Consider the following 20,701-nt stretch of genomic DNA (forward strand, 5'->3'; position numbering starts at 1 on the left):
ACCGAATACAGTCCAGCAGGTGGCAACGGGCTTCGACGGACCCGACCCTAGCTTGGTGATGAGCTAGTACGCTCGAGGAGCGGTCGAAGCTCAACGCGATGCAAGAGGCTGTCTCACCGGAAGCGTTCTCCGAGCGTGGTACGGATACCTTCCCTGAGCAGTCTGAGTTAGCCCGAGGCGGCGAATCGATAGAGCACCTCATCAGATGACAGGAATGTTGCCGGGATACGCGCGTGAAGTACACCCAGAGAACTAGTCTGGCTCAATACACAGCGTGGCTAACCAACAATAGCTGATCGACACCCGACTGTTGGTTAGCCGACTATCGAGTAATTTCTGACCGACGGTTGTTTCTCACGAGTTCACCAGAAATGTCCGCTCGGTGAGTCTACGTATTCATCATCTCCCAGTATTTTATCATGATAGCCCTACGTACCTTTCAGTAGCATGTACTCCATTCTACAAATTGGGCTTGAAGGGTCTGGGAGCCCGGTCGACTTCCTTCTGGCCGTGGTAATCTGGGTCGGTGTTTTCGTCGTTATCCTCCTTCTCGGCAAGTTGGTCAATTCCCTCGTTTGATTATTATTGACATCTGGTACAGCTGGATTGGTAGATTCACCCTCTGTACTGACCAGTTAAATGGATTGTTGAGTGTATTGAAGCCGATATTTCGGAGTGGCTGTGGGCTGTGCATCTTGATGCACTGTCTCCCGACGAACGGCACAACAATCTACATTGAGTAGCCAGCACATGACAGGGCAATACTCTACGACTGGAGTGTGATCGGCAGTTCTGCATGAGATCTGCGGGCAAATTGAAATTAGCTTCTCAAAGTATACTACTGATTAGTAGTCCTCTGCAGCGTCAACGTTCCCGCTCCTCCGACGGAACATCCTGCCCAGCAATAGAGGGTGGAGATCCAAAGCACGATTTACCAATTCGGCATGACCTTCGAAAACTGTAATCTCGATGTTCCCCGTATGAACTGACTGAGGAGTTCACAAATCACACCACCTCTCTCGTCCCAACCGTCTTCTGCCGAGTGCGGTGGCGAAGCCACTAACATGCGGTAGGTTCCAAGCACACACCAGTTGAATGCTGTTCACCCAAATAATCAAAACTAATCATACGCTGAAAAAATCGAACTCTCATACGTGCTAGTCCCGTAACTGCGCTATGACAAATAGTGAGAAAGCAGGCCAGGCGACCTCGTTGGACGATATCTTGAAGACCTTGGCAAACGTCCAGCGTCGCAAAATACTGGTACGACTGCTGGATCACAATCCACAAGACGACACCCCAGTCGTCGTCGATGATTCCGAACAAGATCAGGACGCTATAGAACGGCTCATCTCAATGCAGCACGTCCATCTCCCAAAGCTGGAAGAGTACGGCTTCATTGAGTGGGATCGGGACTCCCACGAGGTACGGAAAGGGCCGAAGTTCAACGAGATTCAACCGCTGCTGGAGCTGTTAGTGTCTCACTCTGACGAACTCCCCGACGATTGGCTGTGAATTGTCGCACCCTTTCGGTGGCACTGTCTAGTTGAGCGAGTTTGAGAAGCGAGGAGGTCGTAGCGAGAAGTGCTTATGCAACTCGCAGACCTCCTCAGAGAAACGTTATATGAGGACAGCCAAGACGTTTGGGAGAACGAGCGCACCCCGACACCCGTCCGGCGATTTGGGGTGCGTCTCCATACGGCGGGTTCTTATCCGATTCATAAGATTATTTATGTTCAATCTTCCGGAGATGAGAGGCGTTAAGATAGACTGTAGGCATCAACACGCTGACCGGCGGCAATATTTATACAGACAATGCTGAAGCGTTTCTGGGCATGACCTGCTCGGTAATCCCGTTAATTATCTTGATGAGGACATCTTCTGTGACGAGAGCAAAGTCAGCGGTCTATGAAAGCACCCACAAAACGTTGCGCTTGAGTAGAATAATCAGTTTTCATGGGTTCAGAATCTACTCATATACGAGTCCATCTCCAGCATGGGCCTCATTTATGTCTGTTTCGCCGGTCGCTTCCGGAGCATGAAGACACCGGACGTGTGTCTCTCGAACCTCTTCGAGTGAAGGGTGGTGTTCCTGACACGATTGTGTCGCGGCCGGACAACGTGGGTGGAACGGACATCCCTCCGGTCTATCTGCCGGGTCAGGAGGTGCACCGTGAAGCGGCACTGGTGGGGGATCTCGTGGGTCGTCACTCGGAATCGCACGGAGTAACGCTTCAGTATAGGGATGGTTCGGGGACTGGAACAGTTCGTTTGCTCGCCCGACTTCGACGAGTTCGCCAGCATACATTACCGCGACCCTATCAGCGAGGAACCTGACGACGTTGAGGTCATGGGAGATAAATACGTAGCCGACACCGAACTGCTGTTGTATGTCTGCGAGAAGCGAAAGGACTCTCGCCTGTGTGGCCATATCGAGTCCGGACACTGGCTCATCAAGCACGATTACATCGGGGTCGTGTGCAATAGCTCGGGCGAGAGCGACGCGCTGTATCTGGCCGCCGGAGAGTTCCTGCGGATACCGGTCAGCGATTTCTGGCGCGAGATCAACACTGCACAACAACTCAGCAACCTCGTCAAGACCGATGCCATGTAGTGAAGCCGAAGTGGCATCGCCATCGGCTTCAGCAATTGATCGGCCGATAGGCCACCGGGGGTCAAAGCTCCCTCGGGCGTGTTGAAACACGACGCCGATTCGCCGCCGTTGCGCGGTGGAACGCTCTGAGAGGTCACCGACACACGTTCCATCGAGACGAACTTGTCCATCGTCCGGGGTGAGTTGTCCGGTTATGAGTTTCGCGAGTGTTGATTTCCCACAGCCACTCTCACCAACAAGTCCCAGCGTTTCGCCACGGTGGACTGCTAAGGACACATTACAGACCGCTTTCGCCGCTGAGTCGCTGCTACGCAATCTGTCGAGGATGGATCGCTTCGGTGAGAACGCTTTCGAGACGTTTTCTACTTCGATCACAGGAGTGCCAGACTGCACATCATCTGGAGTCTGATTACGCTGTGTCATTCTGTTGTCCCCCGTTAGCTGCTGGAATCTCCTGCTGTTCGGACACGAACTTGTCTTCAGAGAACGGTGCTTCGAGACAGGCAAGTCGGTGGTCCGATGTGTCCTCAGTCGTCGGAACCGACCCCGAGCGACACGCTTCAGTCACATGCTGGCACCGGTCGGCAAACGGACAGCCCTCGTGGCTGCTGCTGGGGTCCCCTAGACGCGCCATGACGGACTGAGCTTGCTCGTCAGCGTCGCTGTTTCGGACCGAACACGAAAGGAGTGCTCTCGTGTACGGATGTTCCGGTGCGGTCAGTATTCGCTCAACGGGACCGGCTTCCATTACCTCTCCGTCGTAGAGTACCACGACACGGTCACATGTCTGTGCAATTACACCGACATCGTGGGAAATAAGGAGTATACCGGTGTTCTGCTCGTCACGTAGCGAGCGTAATCGACTGAGAATATCTGCCTGTGTGGTCGTGTCAAGTGCTGTTGTGGGCTCGTCGGCAACCAGCAATGCGGGTTCACTTGCCAGTGCAATGGCGAGGACTGCTCGTTGTCGGAGGCCACCAGAGAACTCGTGTGGAAATGACGATACATTTGCTTCAGGGTTCGGGATACCAACTTGGTCCAGCAACCCGATTGCGTGCTCCCGTGCGTTCTTCCACGCTGACCGATCTCGGAACGGTGACACACCGAGGAAATCTAGCAGACGTTGTGTCTCGCTCGATTGGTGTATTCGAACCGATTCAGCGATCTGTTCACCGACCGGAAACACAGGGTTCAAGCTTTCCGTCGGGTCCTGAAAGACCATCGAGACCTTATTCCCACGTAGCTGACGCAGTGTCGCTTCAGTAGCAGTTGTTAGCTCTCTATCAGCGAAGGTAATTGAGCCGCCAACGATTTCTCCGGGATCTTCGAGTCGGCAAATTGACCTGGCAGTGACAGACTTGCCGCTCCCACTTTCGCCGAGTATACCGACAATTTCGCCCTGGTCAACGGTGAACGATACCCCGTTGACCGCGTCGACAATTCCGTGATCAGTGTCGAAACGAGTCTGTAAGTTCTCAACGCGAAGCAGTGGTCTGCTCATTGCTACAGTTCCTCCATCTGTGCTGTTTGCGTAGGTGAAAGCATCTCTCGAAGGCTGTCTCCGAGAAGATTGAATCCGAGCACGGTGAGCATGATACAGAGGCCCGGCGCGTTGACAAGCCACCACGCCTGTCTGAGATAGCTGCGTCCGGATGCAAGCATTGTCCCCCATTCAGGTGTGGGTGGCTGTGCGCCCAGTCCAAGGAATGAAAGTCCCGCTGTACCGAGAATGACGCTGCCGATGTCAAGCGTTGCCAGAACGACGACTGGTGCAACGACGTTCGGTAATAAGTGGCGAATCGCGATGTGCGCTCGTGACCGGCCGAGCAACCGTGCGGCGCTTACAAACTCACGCTCTCGAAGCGAGAGTACACTACTCCGAACTAACCGTGCGTACGATGCCCAACCAACGACCGCCAGTGCAAGCATCACGTTCACCAGACTCGGCCCCAAAATCCCGGCGATGACAAGTGCGAGGACGATTCCGGGGAACGCAAGCAGTATATCGACAAGTCGCATCAGTGCCTCATCAATCCAGCCACCAGCGTAGCCGGCGACGAGACCGACTGCTGTCCCCATAATAAGCCGCACAGTGGTTACAGCGACGGCGATACCGAGCGAGAATCGCGCACCATGAACGAGTCTAGTCAGTACGTCTCTACCGAGCTGGTCGGTCCCGAACGGATGGGACAGTGACGGAGATTCAAGCCTGTTCGAAAGGTCCTGTTCGACTGGATCGTAGGGCGAAACAACGGGTCCAAGTGCCGCAAGGACGAGTAACGCGAGCACAACTCCGATTCCGAATTGTCCGAGGCGGTCCGTTGCGAGTCTGTCAGTCCATTCCTGCCGCTTGTTGACTTTCTGTCTATCTCTACCGTTGGCTGCTCGGTCCCTCATGTGTACTCACCGCCGAGGTCGATTCGCGGGTCAAGTCGGCTGTACATCAGGTCGACTGCAAAGTTCACCAAGACAAAGATGACGCCTATTAGCAGTGTCACGCCCTGTACAACCGGGTAGTCACGAGCAAAGATTGCATCAACAAGTAACGTGCCCAGACCCGGACGCTGAAATACTACCTCGATAACAACTGCGCCGTTAAGCACGTAACTCAGCTGCAAGCCAATAATCGTCACGACGGGTACAAGCGCGTTCCGGAGCGCGTGTTTATAAACGATAATCCGTTCGCGCAACCCTTTCGATCTGGCGGCCTGGATGTACGCGTCATCAAGGACATCAAGCATCGCTGTTCGGACCAGCCGCGCGATAACCGCAGCCATTCCAGAGCCAAGCGTCAGTGAGGGGAGGACCAGATATTTCGGTCCAGCCGCGCCGGCCACCGGAAAGAGGTTGAGACGGAGCGCACAGACGATAATAAGCAGATAGCCAAGCCAAAAGTTCGGCATTGAGACCCCCATTAGCGAGCCAATCTGTGCTGCATAGTCGGTTCGACTGCCGGGATTACTCGCACTGGCAATTCCGGCTGGGAGAGCTATTACAAGCGCGACGACCATCGATGCAACAGCGAGTGCGATTGTATTCGGCAACCGTTGGACAATCATATCAGAGACAGACCGGTCGCTGTAGTACGATTGTCCGAGGTCACCTTGCACTGCGTTCCCCATCCAGCGGGCATACTGGACGATGAAGGGATCGTCAAGCCCATTGTCCGCTCGAAACTGATCAACTGCATCCTGAGATGGGGCTTGTCCGCCCATCTGTTGGGTCAGAATCGTTCGCGCCGGATCACCCGGTGTGACGAAGATCAGCCCGTAGGTGAGCAGCGACACGCCCAGCAGAACGATTGCCATCGTCAGCAGTCGTTTGCAGAGTTCCGCTCCGGTCATCGCTGCTGTGTGACCTCCTCCAGATGGTAACAGGATTCGACGGGATGGGGCCGGTATCCCTCAACGTCGGCACGTGTTCCGATGACGTTTGCGTAGTAGGTGAGCCAGCCGAGCGGGAGGTCACGCTGAATATGCCGCTGGACCGCTGCGTATTGCTCGAACCGTTCGTCACGGTCGGCTGTCCGTCTAGCTGTTTCGAGGTGCCGATCAACTGCTTCGTTCTCGTAGCCACTGAACATCGTCGCTGTCTCCGAATGAACGAGGTCAGACAGTCGGTCCGGGTCAGGATACCATAGCACTGAACTCGACCACAGAACGGTATCAAACTCACCGTTCGTTGCTTGCTGCTTGATTGTCGAGGACTCCATGACTGAAATATCGACATCGAAGCCAACCGCCTGAAGCTGCGTCTGTAGCACCTCGGCAATTGTGGGCAGTAACGGACGGGTGTTGTATGTCCAGATCGAAACAGACAATTCCTCGCCATCACGGATACGGCTGTCTCCATTTGTTTCCCATCCTGCTTCAGCGAGCAGGCTCCGTGCCTTCTCAGGTGAGTATTCGTACGGTTCCAGCTCTGCGGCCCACTCAGTTACATCCGATGGGAACGGACCGACCGCTTTCGACCCCAGCCCATTCAGCAACGAGTCAACGATGTGATCCCGGTCGATAGCATACATCACCGCTCTGCGAACGGCTCTGTCCGCAAACGGTGCAGAGTCGAGGTCGAACACGAGGTATCTGGCTCGCGGGATCTTGTACGTGTAAGCAGTAAGGTCGGGACTGGACGCAAGTGTATCCGCTGCCTTGTTCGGAAGGATACGTGCCATGTCCAGCTCCCCGCTTTCGAGCTTCAGTCGCCGAGTCTGATCGTCAGTAATCCCTTCGTAGATTAGCGTCTCGATATGTGCGGTCGACCCGTGGTAGTCCGGGTTAGCGGTCGCTGTGATTGTTGAGCCTGGCTCCCAGTTTTCGAATTGAAACGGCCCAGTACCGACCGGCTCATTGACTGACCCATCGCTGTCGATTGCAGACGGTGAAACAGGGCAGGTAATCCCACGGGTACAGTGGGCTGGCAGCGGTGAAAACGGAACTGCAGTTTGAATTGTAATCGTGCGGTCAGCAGTGGCTTCGACCGATTCGACCGGAACTGCAGCCATCGAACTTGATTCGAACGCTCGTGTGAGTGATGGGAGTACCGTTTCTGCGGTCACGTCGGTACCGTCGTGGAACGTGACACCTTCACGGAGTGTGAACTCCCACGTCCTGTCGCTGACCATGTGCCAGTCGGTGGCCAAGCCCGGTGACACAGTCGCATCGTAATCGACGGTAAGCAGTGGCTCAAGCACAGTGAGGCGTCGCCAGAGCCAGCCGTTTGTCACAGGGTCTATGACATCCGGCGTCCAAGGTGAGCCAACCCTGAACGTGTCATCGTTTACGCCATCGTCGCTTTGTAACCAATACCCACTGAGGCCGGAAATACCGGCCGCAGCTGCAAACACTGTCTGTCGTCGCGTGAATTTATACATGCGATATCACACATCCCATCCATCTCATTCGATTTCTCGTCGATACCATCTGGCCTAGTGCCTCAGAATCACTGGCTGGTGGCGGTTGGCATATCGGCCACAGATGGCGAATCCTGCCCGTGCCTGACCGGGAACGCAGGAACCCTACGCTCACGCCATCCCCGTTCATTGCTTTCGCGTGAGCCCGGCCCATTCGATCATCTTATCTATCGGGTGGCCGTCGATACCGGAGACGGCCGCCCGCCGGCCGAAGACGGACTCGTTGTAGTACAGCGGGATGACCGCTCCGGTATCTACCACGCGCCGCTGGACGTCACCGTAGTAGTCCCGTTTTGCTTCCAGATTTTCTGCCCGGTATCCCTGCTCGATGAGGCGGTCGACTTCCGGACCAGGATTGTAGATGCCGGTGCCGTCTTGCTTGTAGCGGTTCCGATTGTCACTGCCTTCGGAATGGAACATTGCCCGAATAAGATAGTCACAGGCAGCGCTGTTCGATCCGAAACCGACGAGTGTCAGGTTCGCTTCGCCCGCGGTGAACCTATCGTTGAACGATGCCGGATCGACCTGTCGAATCTCGCTTGTGACACCGATCTCTTTGAACCAACCCAAAAGCGTCTGTGCGATCGTTCTATCGTCGGCATTTTTGCTATTGATCAGAATCGAGAGTGTCTCACCGTCGTATCTGGACGCTTCAACGAGCTCCCGTGCTCGATCCAGGTCTGGCCCGTAGGTTGGGAGGTCATCGTGAACAGACCATGGAATAGTAGACGAAATCGGTCCGCGCGCTGGCTTGCCGATATCGTTGAGGACGTTCTCGACGATCTGGCTCTGGTCGACAGCCCAGTTGAGTGCCTTTCGCAGTTGCTCGTCATCGGTCGGCGACCGGTATAGATTGACTGCGACGAGCCCAGCCTCAGGTGTGAGATACGTGTCTATCCTCGTCTCCGAAGCCTCGGCAAGCGCCGTAGCCCGGCTTTTCGGGATTTGTTGGGCGATATCGACTGCACCTTTTTCAAGAGACAGCACGCGCGTGTTAGGGTCCTTGATCCACTCGAAAGTGAGTTCTGTGGGGGTAGCTGCCCCGTCCCGATAGTCAGCAAACGGGGTAAGCGTGATTGACTGTCCTGCCGTGATCTCATCGACCTCAAACGGGCCTGTCCCAGTCGGCGTCTCGCTTTCATCAGGGTGCTGAATGCCGAAATACTGGTGTGATATTGTGCCAGGAAACGCAGGGAATGGTTCCGTTGTCTCGAACCGAACAGTGGTGTCATCTACTGCGGTGACGCCGTCAGACGCGACACCGATCCAGCCTGGAACCCACGACCACTGCTCAAAAACGCGGTCAAAGGAGTGGACAACCGCGTCGGCTGTGAGGGGGTCTCCGTTATGGAAGGTGACACCTTCCCGCAATGAAAACTCCCACGTCGTCTCATCGACGGCTACCCAGTCTGTAGCAAGCAGCGGTGCGGTTTCCATCTCCGCTGTCGTATCAACGAGCGGCTCAAATACGTGAGTGTAGTACGGCGTGATGCCGTTGTAGACCTCCCACTTCTCACGTGTTGGATCTCGCGCTAACGCAACAGTAAACGACGCTGGCGAATCGGTCTCTGAGCTGTTACAGCCTGCAATCAGACCAGTGGCCCCAGCCACAGCGCCGCCCAGCAGTTCCCGTCTCGAACAGCGTTTAGGCACTCGCACTCACCTTTCTGCTCGACGCCATGACGAGGAGGGTAATACCGACAGAAGAATATGATCGCACGCGGCTGCTTGCCGGAAGATATTGTATAAATCTCGACATCATGTGTGATACGGAAGGGACGCTAATAAAACAATTATGGTTTAGTTAACTAAAACAAAGTTTCACAAGAAACGCACACCTATCCTGAAATACCATATTGTACGCAACTTCAGGAGAGCCATTCGCAGTTTCACGGGAACTAGCTACAGCCTATCGGGCAATTCACACTCTTCCGTTGATGATATCAGCGACCCGCTGTCGGTCGAATAACTGCTGCTCGGTGGGAACGTCGCCGACGGACCCAGGCCACTCGCCAAACTCATCCGGATACAACTGCATCGCAACTGCTTCCGCCGAAAATAGATCGATGATCGGCCCCATATTTGTCCCGGCCGACCGGACGAAGTTCTCGTTTTGGACCGCAGTCAACTCACTCAGCGTTTCGTGATTCTTGGCTGCCTGGAGAGTTTGCTGAAAGGACTCGTTATTTTCTGTCGTTAGATTATCGATAAGTGCGATGTATTCCGGGTCAACGTCGAGGAGTTTCTCGTAACCGATCTCTTTGTATCGGACATAGGTGTCCCCCTTGAACGCACTGTTGACGCCCAGTTTACGAAAGGTTCTGGTGTCGTTTCGGAATGCATCGATCTCTGCCGCCCGCAGGCTTTTGCCTTCAATATCGAAATCGATGATAAATGCGCCGACAGTCGGTTTGTCATCCGGTAGCCGCGACTGTATCTCGGCAAAGACCTCGTCTTTGAGATCGACCCATGCATCGTACCGTTCTTGCCGCTGGAAGATTTCCGCTGCTTTCTCAGCAGCTTCGTACAGTGTGTAGTACGGATCACGTTCGTATGGGAAGCGGATCATCGATCCCAGTATCGGACCGACGTTGTGTTCTATCTCTTCAAGATCGTCATCATTCCACCCCGAGTACCGCTTGAGAATCCGCGGGTCCATCAGGTGTACGTCAGCATCAACCTCGTAGAACACTTCCTTGTCGAACTCTGAATCGTTGGAATCCAAAAGCGTCTCTACGGAATCCAGATCGACAGCAACGCCAGGAAGTGCTCTGTAGTATTTCAGCCGCTCTTCCTCAAGAGACATCATTGCAGATGGCTTGATACCCAATGCCATCGCGATATCCATCCAAGCACCGGGAAAACTTGCATAGGTTTCGGGCACTGAATCAAACGTGTGGGTTCCGGCTGGTTTGACCGTCACTTCGTACGGTGTTGGGTCCTCATCTTCTGTCATTGACTGTTTATCCGGTGGAGACGTGGGGGCGGTGTCACCCGATGACGAGCCATCGGTGGTACCGAGACAACCAGCAACTATCCCACTGCCAACGATACTACAGCCAGTTTTCAGTATTTCCCTCCGACGTTGACAGCAGTCCGAAATATCTCCATTCTGCATATTTTAGGCTTACCTAAAAACTATTTACGTATTGCGGTTTTCGGTCAGTACCGTGGCTGTCATCGTTGTCGCGGCATGTGCGGCTGGAGCGAGCGCAACAGTGCTTCTCACTAGTGGCGACTCGACGTCGGCAACGACATCGGAGACCGAGACCCAAGATTTACGCACACAGCGGTCGACCGGCGACATTTGTCACGAACTACTACAGACCCGTCCGCAGGCGTGGGCACCCGTCTCAGAACGGCTGGCGAGCAATGAAGAACTGGTGTATAAGACAGTACTCGACGCTGATGGTGTCTTACCACAGAGCGAGATCGTCGACCGAACGGACCTCTCAAAAGCGACCGTCAGTCGTACGCTCGACAGCCTCGAGACTAGAGACCTCATTGAGCGCAAGCGCCGTGGAATGGGGAATGTAGTGCGTCTCACGTAACAGCCCGTCGGCGTTCGCGTTTTATCGGTTCGTGAACGGTCCACACCGTCGCCCTGATGGTGCGAGGACTGACGGTAAACCTGAGCAGGACTGTATCTCCTTGATATCACGATTGGCGACCAGGTTGCAAGCCCATCGCGACGCGACATCAAAAGAAGCGTTCAACGCCGGAATATCATTCCGCTACCAGCTTGATCAGGTCCTTCTCTCGGAACCAGTGCGTGCTTATTGGCTAGGAGCATTGCCCGCGGCTCCGTTCACGGCCGACGTCGCGTTCTCTGCGGCCCCGGCCTCATTGCCGGCCGAGTTCATACCACTGATTGCCCCACCGAGGCCACCAGACTCACCGCCGGCCGCGGAGCTGACCTCAGCCAGGATGTTCCCGACGAAGTCCGGAACCTGCGCGGGGAGGTCTGTCGGCGGGCCTGCCTGCATCGCTATCTGCGCCGCATCGTTAGCGAACTGGACCATCGTCAGCGGGTCTGCTTCGAACATTGCAACTCGACGTATCGGGTGGGAGATAATAAGGGGGCCAAGTCATGATGTCGAATTCGGGCGGTTTTAGTTGAGTAAATGCGAGTAAATCCCGGATATATCGTGTTTCCGTAGCTTTTTGCGTTGGAATCGGAATGTGGGTAGCCATCGAAACTGAATCGTGCGGGCCGCGGCCACAGCGACCTCACACACGTTCACTTGGGGCCTACTATTGGATTGGTAGGTAGGGGAGCGGGCAGCACTGCTACGGACGCATCGAGGCTGCCTGGAACGGCTGTCAGTGGCGCATCATTGGCAGTGAGGTCGTGACAACGATGCTGCGGATCCACGTAGCGTCTTGATTTCTTCACTGCAATAGCTCAAGAACGGCTGGTCACTATCTCTGTGGGTTGACTGGAACATCAAACAGACAAAAGACTGGGCGCTACTCACTCTCTAAGCGTTCTCCACGGGGTATGTAAGTCCAATTACCAGTTCTTGTTGGACCTCGCTGATCCTCAATCTCTCAGCTAAACAGTGCCGTTGATGATATCTGCTACTCGCTGGCGGTCGAACAGCGTAAGTGAATCCTCTCGAAGCGTCTCTATTCCGTTCCACTCACCGAAGACAGCAGGGTAGAATTGCCTCGCCGCCGCCTCCGTCTGGAAGAGGTTAACGACCGGCCCTTGGTAAGCGGTACCGCCACGGTACAGTCGGTCGTTTTGAACAGCCGATAACTGACTACCGACCGGATCCGAACGCATCGTTTCCATTCGGGACTCGAACTCCTCGGCCGAGACATGTGAGAAACCGTACTGGAACACGATGGCATCGGGATCAACCTCAAGCAATTGCTCGTAATCGAACTGGCCGTAGCCACCCTCAATGTAGTTATCGAAGGCTCCGCGCATCCCGAGATCGCGGTACTGCTTGTGATTGTTCCCGTCCTGTACAGGGTACACGTAGAATGTGGCCCCCTCGAAATTAGAGGTAACCGACACGAGCCCGACAGTAGGTCGATCTTCTGACGGCGGCAGCGTCTCCTCGATTGTTGCCTGCATATCGTCGTGGATGGATTCAAATGCCTCATACCGCTCTCGCTCGTCGAAGGCGTCTGCGACGATTTCGAAGGCGTCGTACAGCGAGTAGTACGGGTAGTCATGCCACTCGTCACTACGTCGCCGGATGTAGTTACCGAGGAACGGAGCGATCCCGCTGGTGATCTCCTCAATATCGTTCTCACTCCAATTTTCGGCCAAGACGCCAATCCAGTTTGGATCGAACAGATGGATGTCGGCGTCCAACTCGTAGAATATCTCCTTGTCGAACTCATCATCACCCGAAACCGGCGAGACGTCCTCGAAGGAGACATCGATGTCCGGCAGTACGTCATAGAACACGTTTGGCATGCCTTCGGGATCCCATAGGCCCTGAAGGGTATCCGCCTTGCCCAAGGCAATGCCCATGTCGCCGTACGTACTGAGGTAGCTCACCCAGTTCTCGGGTGGCTCGTCGAACTCGACAGTTCCCATTGGTTCCATCGTTACCGAGTAACTGATGCCTCTGTTGTCCGTTTCTGTTGCCGTTTCAGTCAGGCCCGACATCGGTGTCTCTGTGGGATTCGGTGTTGATGTCCCGTCGTCCATCGACCCACTGTCACCTCTAGACTGGCTATCGCCCGTACAGCCAGCGAGTAGACCGCAGCCGATGACCTCGCCGCTGTGCTTCATGTAATCACGTCGCGTCGGTGTCTTGGGTTCTTTGTTTTCTTTCGACATATGATTTAGGCCAGCCTAAATATCCTAAAGCCTTCCGAATTTTAGACCGACCAAATCTCTCGCTCAGCACGGGAGGACACATCAGTAATCCACGTTCCGGAGCTGCGAGTCCGCAGTACGGATATTTGTCGCCACCAAGCGTTGTTCTCGCGTCAATGACCTTCCCTGTTCTATTCAAAAGTGAGTCGCGTCTCCTGACGGCACTAGTTCTGCTGACTGATTGGCCGGTCTGTAAGCACAGAAGAAACGCGAACGGACAAATCAATCAGAGTGCTCAACATAGAACGTACGACTGCGACGGCCTGCGTCGACGAAGTCGGCGAAAGCAACGACAGCGACAGGACAGCGGCCTACCGCGACCAGGCACTCGTCTTCCTCCTCACGTACTCAGGTACTCGCAGCGCGGAACTCGTCGCTGTCTCTGATGATGAAGAGCGGAACGGCTTCCGGTGGTGACACGTCAAATCCACAGTTGGCACAGGACGTACTCCTGCACAAGTCAATTGAGATGACCCACGAAGGCTACGCCCAAGAGGCCGCAAAGCGGACACGCAATGAAGCGAATGATATCATCCACGGTGGGTAGGTTGCCTGCTGCTCGTTAACAGGAAGCTACAGACGACCTCCAATTGAGTCGTCAGTGAGGTGAGAATGTCTCGTGTGTCTTGGAATCGCTTCTACAACCGACGGTAGATGATGATCCCACCGAGAACAGCCACGAGAATACTCCCACCGATGAGCAGATTCGTGGGTGAGCCGCCCGACGGCTCGACGTCTGTGGTCGCGGTCTGAGACGGTGTGTCCGTCACGTTCGGAGTGATTGCTGGCCCACCACTGTTGGTCTGGGTTGGGGTTGATTCCTCGGTGTCCGTTTCGGTCGAGCGTTCAGTCACTTCGGTCGTCGTCGTCGCTGTTGGCGTGTCGCTGGGCGTCGGTTCCGTTACTGTCGGTGTGTCCGTCGCTGTGTCGCTGGAGTCGCTCGAGTCACTGCTCCTTGAATCGCTATCATCGTCGTCGTCATCACTACTACCGCCGGAACTCGAAGAGTCCTCCTCGGTAGGAGTTTCTGTCTCAGTCGGAGTTGGTGTTGGCGTCTCCGTTGGGGTTGCTGTTGTGTCATCTCCGGACTCGACTGTCAGCGTTCCACCACCTACACTGGTGACATTGTACGCGTTCCCGGATTCGTCACCGACGGCTGCAACGGTCAGGTCCACATCGCTCGTCCCGACAGCCTCGCCCGTGAGCGTCACCGAGACAACAGACGCCGAGCCACTGTCAGCGGTATCCATTCCAGTCGCCGCAATGCGAACGCCATTGCTTTCTTCAGAGGACTGGACTGTTTCTGGGGTCCCAGCAACAGTCGTGTTTGAGATTGTTGCAACCGATTCGTTGGTACTTGCAATCTCGATATCTAGTGAGCCGACCCCGCCTGTAGTCGACGTGACGACGACATCAACGGTGGTTGTGTTGCCAACCGTAACGGTCTCAGTCGATGGCTGGACTTCGACACTGGTCRTTCCCGCCCCCATCGCCACTCCCGTCAAGAGGGATACTGCTATACAAACGCCGAATACTGTCGCAAGCTTTCTCATTAAATGTATAGTCTCAATAAGTAGGATTAAGTATTCTGATTACTGATTCAAATTTACAACAATACCTCTGGTGGGGGTTTATATGACAAGTTCGACGACAAAATTACAAGCGATATTTGGTGTATTACTATTAGTGACTGTCGGTCCAGTCTCGGGAATGATGACCGGGGCCGGGGCTGGCCCGCTGCAGACGGCCGGCAATGACACCCCCGGTGCAAGTGCCGGAAACCAGGCTGTCACCACGGCCGGAAACAAGCCGACACAAACACCCGCCGCAGCGGCCGGGAACCAGGCGACTGGACCACTTTCGACCAGCTGGAATGGCTCAACAGAGCCGAATGCGAGTACCATTTCGCAGTTAGCGCCCCGGGAAAACGACTCTCACCCGTACCCGCTCGTTGGTGATAACCAGCCTACTGATCCAGATGGTGACGGCCTCTACGAAGACATCAACGGCGATGGGGCTGTCAATATCGTCGACGTCGACGCACTGTCTCGTCACTTGGGGTCCACAGCAGCTGATGCCAACTGGAGTGCGTACGATTACACGGGAGACAACCGAACCGACGTCGGGGATATCCAGTGGCTCCTCGTCGCCACACGCTCGACGGCCTCGAACGACACTGATGGCGATGGACTTCCCGATGCATACGAGCGAAACGTCACGAAGACCGACCCCAGGGTAGCAGACTCTGACGGGGATGCAGTGATCGACGGCGCAGAAGACCGGGACAATGATACGTTACCGGCATATCGCGAATATCGACTCGGGACTGACCCTCACAGCAACGATACAGACGGTGACGGGCTCACTGATGACATCGAATCACGGCTTCAGGGCGTTGATCCGACCGACCCAGACACGGATGATGACGGTGTACAGGACGGCGCTGCCGATCCGGATACCGACTCACTGAGCACCTACAACGAGACCGTCGCAGGAACCCTTGTCACCAATCCAGATACGGACGGTGACGGCCTGCTGGACGGAACAGAAGTACACCAGCTTGGTACCGACCCGCTCAAAGCTGATACAGATACTGATGGCCTTACAGACGGTGAGGAAGTTCGCCTCGGGACAGACCCACTCGTCGCCGATAGCAACGACAACGGCGTCAGTGATGGTGAAGAGAGCTATACCACGACGGCGACCAACGAGACGCTCGGAGTCACACTGAGCCTGACTGGCAACGGCGACATTGGCAATGGGACGACTATCGCCCCACAAGACGATCCACGGTTCAACACGTCCCGTGTGGGGAACATGAGTGCCTCGCCAGTCGTTGAGCTCAACTCCGAGAAAGAATTCTCCTCGGCTAACGTCACCCTGGCGTACAACGAGACAGGGGTTGAAAATGAGAGTCAGGACCTCGCCGTGTTCACATACGACCCCGAGGCGGGGATTTTCGTGCCGCTGAACTCCACTGTTGACGCTGGGAATAACACGGTAGCTGCAGAGACGACTCACTTCTCCACGTTTGCCGTCTTTGATATCACCAACTGGGCGACGACGTACAACGCAACCGAGCCAGTCCGCGAAACCGGAACGGATGGCCCCACGCCTGTCGATACGACGCTGCTCATCGATACGTCAGGGTCGATGGATAATACTGATCCGAACGGCTACGCACAACAGTCCTCTCAGCGTTTCGTCGGGGGACTCTTAGATGTTGATCGCGTCGCTGTCTTAGAATTTGCCGGATACGCCGAGGTTGTCCAGCCATACACGACGGACCATCAAGCAGCTAACGACTCGATCAATAGCTTGGAACCGTTCGGGTGGGGGACAGGAACCAAGATCGGGTCCTCTTTGAAAGATGGTATCGAGTACACAGCCCAGAATAGTAACGAAACCACGTCGGAAATACTGATATTCCTAACAGATGGGCGTGGGCCGGGTGGTCCGCAGGAAGCAGAAATTGCAGCCGAGGAGAATATCACTATCTACACCATCGGGTTTGAGAGTGCGAGTAGCGACAAATTATCGGATATCGCCACGACGACAGGAGGCGAATCGTACATAGTTGAGGAAGCTGATGACCTCCCTGAAGTCTTTTCGCGTGTCGCAAATACCACCACCGAGATCAACGATACGGACGGTGACGGCCTGAGTGACGAGATGGAACGCGAGGGGGTCATACTGGGTGGCCCCACCGGAGACCGCGTCACGACAGATCCCAAGAGCGCTGACACCGACGGTGACGGCCTCTCAGATAGCAAAGAAATCGGCCAGTACACGGAAGTCAGGTATCGTGGCAGGACTGCCTCCTATTACAACCACCTCGCCAATCCAAGGCAGGTTGACACCGATAGCGATGGGCTCAGCGATGCTCGGGAGGTCAGGAACACGACAATTGTCGCTTTTGATTCTAGAACCGAGGCCAACGCCTTGCGCGAGGCGATGGTTACAGAGAACCAGAGTCTCACTCTTCAAGCCGCAGGGACAGTACTGAATGTCACCTCGTCGCCGCTGAACCCGGATACTGATGGAGATGAAATCTCGGACGCAGATGAGTGGCGGTATCGAACGAATCCACGACAAGTAGACACCGACAAAGATGGAATCTCGGATACGACCGAACTCCGGAACGGTCAGGACCCAACATTACACGATATTCGGGGTCCAGCCATCAAATACCTACGTACTGACTCGTATAATCCCGGCTGGTCCGGTCCCCACTACGTGATTGACTTTCTTGTGCGCGATAGAAGTGGGCTTGGCACTGTTCGTATTGCTCTACGCGGAAACGAAACTCTTGACCGAGCGAACTTCACCGGACACACGCAATATCACTACAGTCAGGATCTAACTGGAAACGCACTCCAGAGCGCGGGAACCTTCGCAGGCGGAACGAAAGTATATATTCATGCCTATGACAGCCACGGCAACAAGCGACATATTCCCGCTCTGACGCGGTCGAACAACGTTGTCAGCAATCTGCAAGGTCGTTATGACACACTCGGAACGGTAGAGGCCAAGACTTTCGGGCGCGGGTCCGGTCTAATGCATGGTGCTGGAGAGCTTGGATATACTGTCTCACATCCAGTGGAGACAGCGGCGGGACTCTCTCAGCTTCCGAATGCGCTGGTGAACTATGACCGCACGTATGAGTCAATGGAAGGTCAATTCAAGAACCGCCAGCGTGTAAATAATCCCTTCCCTCCGAATACACCAGAGAATGAGAGCTTCGCACGCGGGTACTTCGACGGCTACATGGGATTCCTTGTCCTCGAAGAACTCACTGGGGCGGCTGCCGCGAAAGCAGGCGATTCCAGCCGAGTTGCTCGCCAGGTCAACAAGGTTGACGACACTCGGTATCTAGGGAAATCCGTCACCGCAGCTCGCAACATGAAATACGCGAGCGAACTCCCGGCACGGGGTGTCGGGCGTGTGGCCTCATTTGGCGTTGATCAAGCCAAGCGCCCGTTTGCACGATACTCACTACGAAATTCACGGACGGTCGGGAAGGTAGTCCGGACACATCGCTACGTGGCTGATAAGACACCCCAGAAAGTCTACGATCTGAATACCAAGCAACGGAAGCTCTCAGCCCGATACTTCCGAGATGCCGACCTTGGCGGTCGCTCTCCGTCGGAACTGGAAGCTGCCGGGAAGCTGATGGCCGAAAACAACCCCAAGCAGGTCTCACGGATGCTGCGTCGGATGGACGACGGCCAGCAGGCGGCGTTCTTGAGCGATGACCTCGACGAAGCGGCGCGTGCGGACTTATATAAGGCTTGGAAAAACGGCGACAGTGTGCGTGCCAGCGATGTTGCAGAAGCTACTCGCGCTGACCCACAGACAGTGCGGCTCATCGCGGATGGCTCCGGCAATGTAGACGACGCATATGATCGGGCAGTCATTCGGGCAGCCACCAGCGATAGTATTGGGTCCTACAAACAACTTGACCGAGCTGTCCGGAAAGTCGACGACCTTGACGGTACTCAGCAACGCCGGGCCAAGCAACTCATCGCTGAGACCGACGGAGACGGTGTCAAACTTCTGGATGACCTCTCCGCCATCGACGACGCCACGCTGAGAGCGTTCCTCGAAGCCGACATCCCAGACGCCGATATGACTGCGTGGCGGACAGCACTCACGCGACGGGCGAATGCCGCCGACTCCTCGATTCGATCCCAGGACGTCGAGCAGTACGCCAAGGACGTTCGAGAGATCCAGCGGCTCGTAGAGGACGGTTCGGTCGATATCGAGAACCCAAACCGCGTCGTCCAGGAGACGATCGAAAATCCGACACAGGACGGGCAGATACTCGGACAGCAGTTAGAAGCCAGACGGACGGTCCACTACGCCACGAAAGATGGAGAGGTCACAGTTGACCCCAAAACGGCCGGGAACGGCGAACCGGACTTGCACGTCTCACGTGGGAGTGACTCTGACCTCTACGTCGAGAATAAAATGGTCGAAGGCGATCTCGATGGTGGGTTCAAGATGAAAGACAAAGTCCACGAGGCCGACGGTTCGTTCGATGGCATATCTGGCGACCATGATTCCGTGGTCGAGATCTCTGCCCAAGGCAAGATAACTGATGATTTCAACCCGAATACCCAAAAAGCAGAGACACCCAAAGAATCGTTGAAGGGTTTAATCAAAGCCAAGAGGCAGGGGAGTGACATTTCGAACCTTCCTGAAAAGTTAGAGGGGTTCAGCAATCCAGACGTGACGGTGAGAGTCATAGACCAAGATGGAAACATCGTGGATGGTGGCGAATTCACTATCAGGACGGTCTACCAAGAGGTAAACAATGGCAACTAAGGACTTCGATTATATCGAATATGATAAAAATCTCTTTCGCCTCCAGTTCGAGACGCCACTCGCAGAACGGGATCCTGAATCCCATCTTGTAGAAACGCTAGACACGATTTCGGCTGTATTCGACGCGTTTGCAAACCTTGTTTGTCCAACAGAGGTAAACTGCCAATTGACAGAGGGTGCGGAATCAACACGCCACGAGGAGACGCTTTCAAATCCAGCAGGGCTTACACATGAATCGGTAGTAGAATGGATGCGTGGGATGGCTGATCAAATCGATTCGCCAGAGTATCCTAAGCTAACAATTGCCTCGGGTGTGCGGATTACGCTCTCTGATGGAGTACATTATTTTGGAAAGGGAGAGCATCTGTCGGATGGTGATGAGTTGGTACGGTCAGCGCGTGATGTTTCCGCCCCTCTGGAGATTACTGTAGGGCATAATGACTACATGATGCCCTGCCTCACTGAAACAGTGACTGTCACAGGCTATTCCGACCACTGGCTGGACGGCGATATCGAGAAATTTTATCTCCCCGAGGCCCCCCCTCTGGCTAAGCTCGACCAGTCACGTCTCGCAGCTGCCCTCTCGAATCTCTACGATGCCGTTGACCCAGTCGAGATCGTCTTCGATACGTTCGAGAATACTGAAGGGTGGCACACGCCCGAACAGGCCGTCCCAGCGTATCAGTCACTGGAAGCGAGGCATGCCATCGAGTGGGTGCTGGAGAACTTCAAACAGCGCCAGCCCGACGAAAATTCCCTGGAGTTAGAATACCTCGGCGACGAACTCCATCCGCTTATAGCTCACACACAGGGACGGTCGCCAGACGAAAAGGTCCAGCAGTTCCTCTGGAAGGCAATCCCAGAGGAACGGTTCGGAAAAGGCGCGACAGCGACCGTTACCTATTCCCACGACGAGGCTGTGTTCGTCAGAGAAGCACGAAACTGGTGGTCCGTCAAGTCATAGTCGGACCTGTAGTGAGGGCCCTTTACCACATCGTAATAACGG

General features: G+C 55.1%; 14 protein-coding genes and 2 pseudogenes. 6 read left to right on the top strand and 10 right to left on the bottom strand.

What is annotated here, in order from left to right:
• Nucleotides 1-1,176 precede the first annotated feature (1,176 nt).
• Nucleotides 1,177-1,515, top strand: coding sequence for a DUF7344 domain-containing protein (locus AMS69_RS14935; RefSeq protein WP_077067815.1), 339 nt, complete (start codon nucleotides 1,177-1,179; stop codon nucleotides 1,513-1,515).
• Between the two features lie 75 nt (nucleotides 1,516-1,590).
• Nucleotides 1,591-1,707, top strand: a pseudogene (locus tag AMS69_RS20270) (IS6 family transposase); the annotation flags it as partial.
• Between the two features lie 262 nt (nucleotides 1,708-1,969).
• Here the strand turns inward: AMS69_RS20270 and AMS69_RS19810 are convergent.
• From AMS69_RS19810 to AMS69_RS14970, 7 genes are all read right to left on the bottom strand, one after another.
• Nucleotides 1,970-3,037 carry an oligopeptide/dipeptide ABC transporter ATP-binding protein gene (locus AMS69_RS19810; protein ID WP_077067816.1) on the bottom strand — a complete coding sequence of 356 codons (1,068 nt, stop codon included), beginning with the start codon at nucleotides 3,035-3,037 and terminating at the stop codon, nucleotides 1,970-1,972.
• Nucleotides 3,024-4,115, bottom strand: a complete 1,092-nt coding sequence (locus tag AMS69_RS14945; protein WP_053968848.1) for an ABC transporter ATP-binding protein — start codon at nucleotides 4,113-4,115, stop codon at nucleotides 3,024-3,026. Before AMS69_RS14945 ends, AMS69_RS19810 begins: the two co-directional genes overlap by 14 nt.
• A 2-nt stretch (nucleotides 4,116-4,117) precedes the next feature.
• Entirely contained in the window at nucleotides 4,118-5,011 is an 894-nt protein-coding gene (gene nikC, locus AMS69_RS14950) for a nickel transporter permease (RefSeq protein ID WP_053968849.1), read from the bottom strand.
• Nucleotides 5,008-5,958: a nickel ABC transporter permease gene (gene nikB, locus AMS69_RS14955; RefSeq protein WP_053968850.1), complete on the bottom strand. Its 951-nt coding sequence runs from the start codon at nucleotides 5,956-5,958 to the stop codon at nucleotides 5,008-5,010. Before nikB ends, nikC begins: the two co-directional genes overlap by 4 nt.
• A complete protein-coding gene (locus tag AMS69_RS14960; protein WP_053968851.1) occupies nucleotides 5,955-7,487 on the bottom strand; it encodes an ABC transporter substrate-binding protein in 1,533 nt (510 codons plus the stop codon). Before AMS69_RS14960 ends, nikB begins: the two co-directional genes overlap by 4 nt.
• A 165-nt stretch (nucleotides 7,488-7,652) precedes the next feature.
• Complete coding sequence (locus AMS69_RS14965; RefSeq protein WP_394325233.1) at nucleotides 7,653-8,963, bottom strand: ABC transporter substrate-binding protein; 1,311 nt, start codon at nucleotides 8,961-8,963, stop codon at nucleotides 7,653-7,655.
• 484 nt (nucleotides 8,964-9,447) lie between these two features.
• Nucleotides 9,448-10,644: an ABC transporter substrate-binding protein gene (locus tag AMS69_RS14970; RefSeq protein ID WP_053968852.1), complete on the bottom strand. Its 1,197-nt coding sequence runs from the start codon at nucleotides 10,642-10,644 to the stop codon at nucleotides 9,448-9,450.
• Between the two features lie 52 nt (nucleotides 10,645-10,696).
• Here AMS69_RS14970 and AMS69_RS14975 point away from each other — a divergent pair, with 52 nt between their 5' ends.
• The gene (locus AMS69_RS14975; protein ID WP_238378526.1) at nucleotides 10,697-11,077 is read left to right on the top strand and encodes a helix-turn-helix transcriptional regulator; all 381 of its coding nucleotides are present in this window, start codon (nucleotides 10,697-10,699) and stop codon (nucleotides 11,075-11,077) included.
• Between the two features lie 225 nt (nucleotides 11,078-11,302).
• Here the strand turns inward: AMS69_RS14975 and AMS69_RS14980 are convergent, their stop codons facing one another.
• A complete protein-coding gene (locus AMS69_RS14980) occupies nucleotides 11,303-11,572 on the bottom strand; it encodes a hypothetical protein (protein ID WP_053968854.1) in 270 nt (89 codons plus the stop codon).
• Between the two features lie 509 nt (nucleotides 11,573-12,081).
• Nucleotides 12,082-13,329, bottom strand: a complete 1,248-nt coding sequence (locus tag AMS69_RS14985) for an ABC transporter substrate-binding protein (protein WP_053968855.1) — start codon at nucleotides 13,327-13,329, stop codon at nucleotides 12,082-12,084.
• Between the two features lie 237 nt (nucleotides 13,330-13,566).
• Here AMS69_RS14985 and AMS69_RS20015 point away from each other — a divergent pair.
• Nucleotides 13,567-13,915, top strand: a pseudogene (locus AMS69_RS20015) (hypothetical protein); the annotation flags it as partial.
• A gap of 91 nt (nucleotides 13,916-14,006) precedes the next feature.
• Here AMS69_RS20015 and AMS69_RS14995 read toward each other — a convergent pair.
• A complete protein-coding gene (locus AMS69_RS14995; protein WP_053968857.1) occupies nucleotides 14,007-14,858 on the bottom strand; it encodes a hypothetical protein in 852 nt (283 codons plus the stop codon).
• A 196-nt stretch (nucleotides 14,859-15,054) separates the two neighbouring features.
• Here AMS69_RS14995 and AMS69_RS15000 point away from each other — a divergent pair, with 196 nt between their 5' ends.
• Nucleotides 15,055-19,695: a VWA domain-containing protein gene (locus tag AMS69_RS15000; RefSeq protein ID WP_162230992.1), complete on the top strand. Its 4,641-nt coding sequence runs from the start codon at nucleotides 15,055-15,057 to the stop codon at nucleotides 19,693-19,695.
• Nucleotides 19,685-20,659 (top strand): hypothetical protein, encoded by a 975-nt coding sequence (locus AMS69_RS20275; RefSeq protein ID WP_155119975.1) that lies wholly within the window; start codon nucleotides 19,685-19,687, stop codon nucleotides 20,657-20,659. The genes AMS69_RS15000 and AMS69_RS20275 overlap by 11 nt, the downstream gene beginning before the upstream one ends.
• Nucleotides 20,660-20,701: the final 42 nt, after the last annotated feature.

The organism is Haloarcula rubripromontorii (assembly GCF_001280425.1).
Taxonomy (GTDB): domain Archaea; phylum Halobacteriota; class Halobacteria; order Halobacteriales; family Haloarculaceae; genus Haloarcula; species Haloarcula rubripromontorii.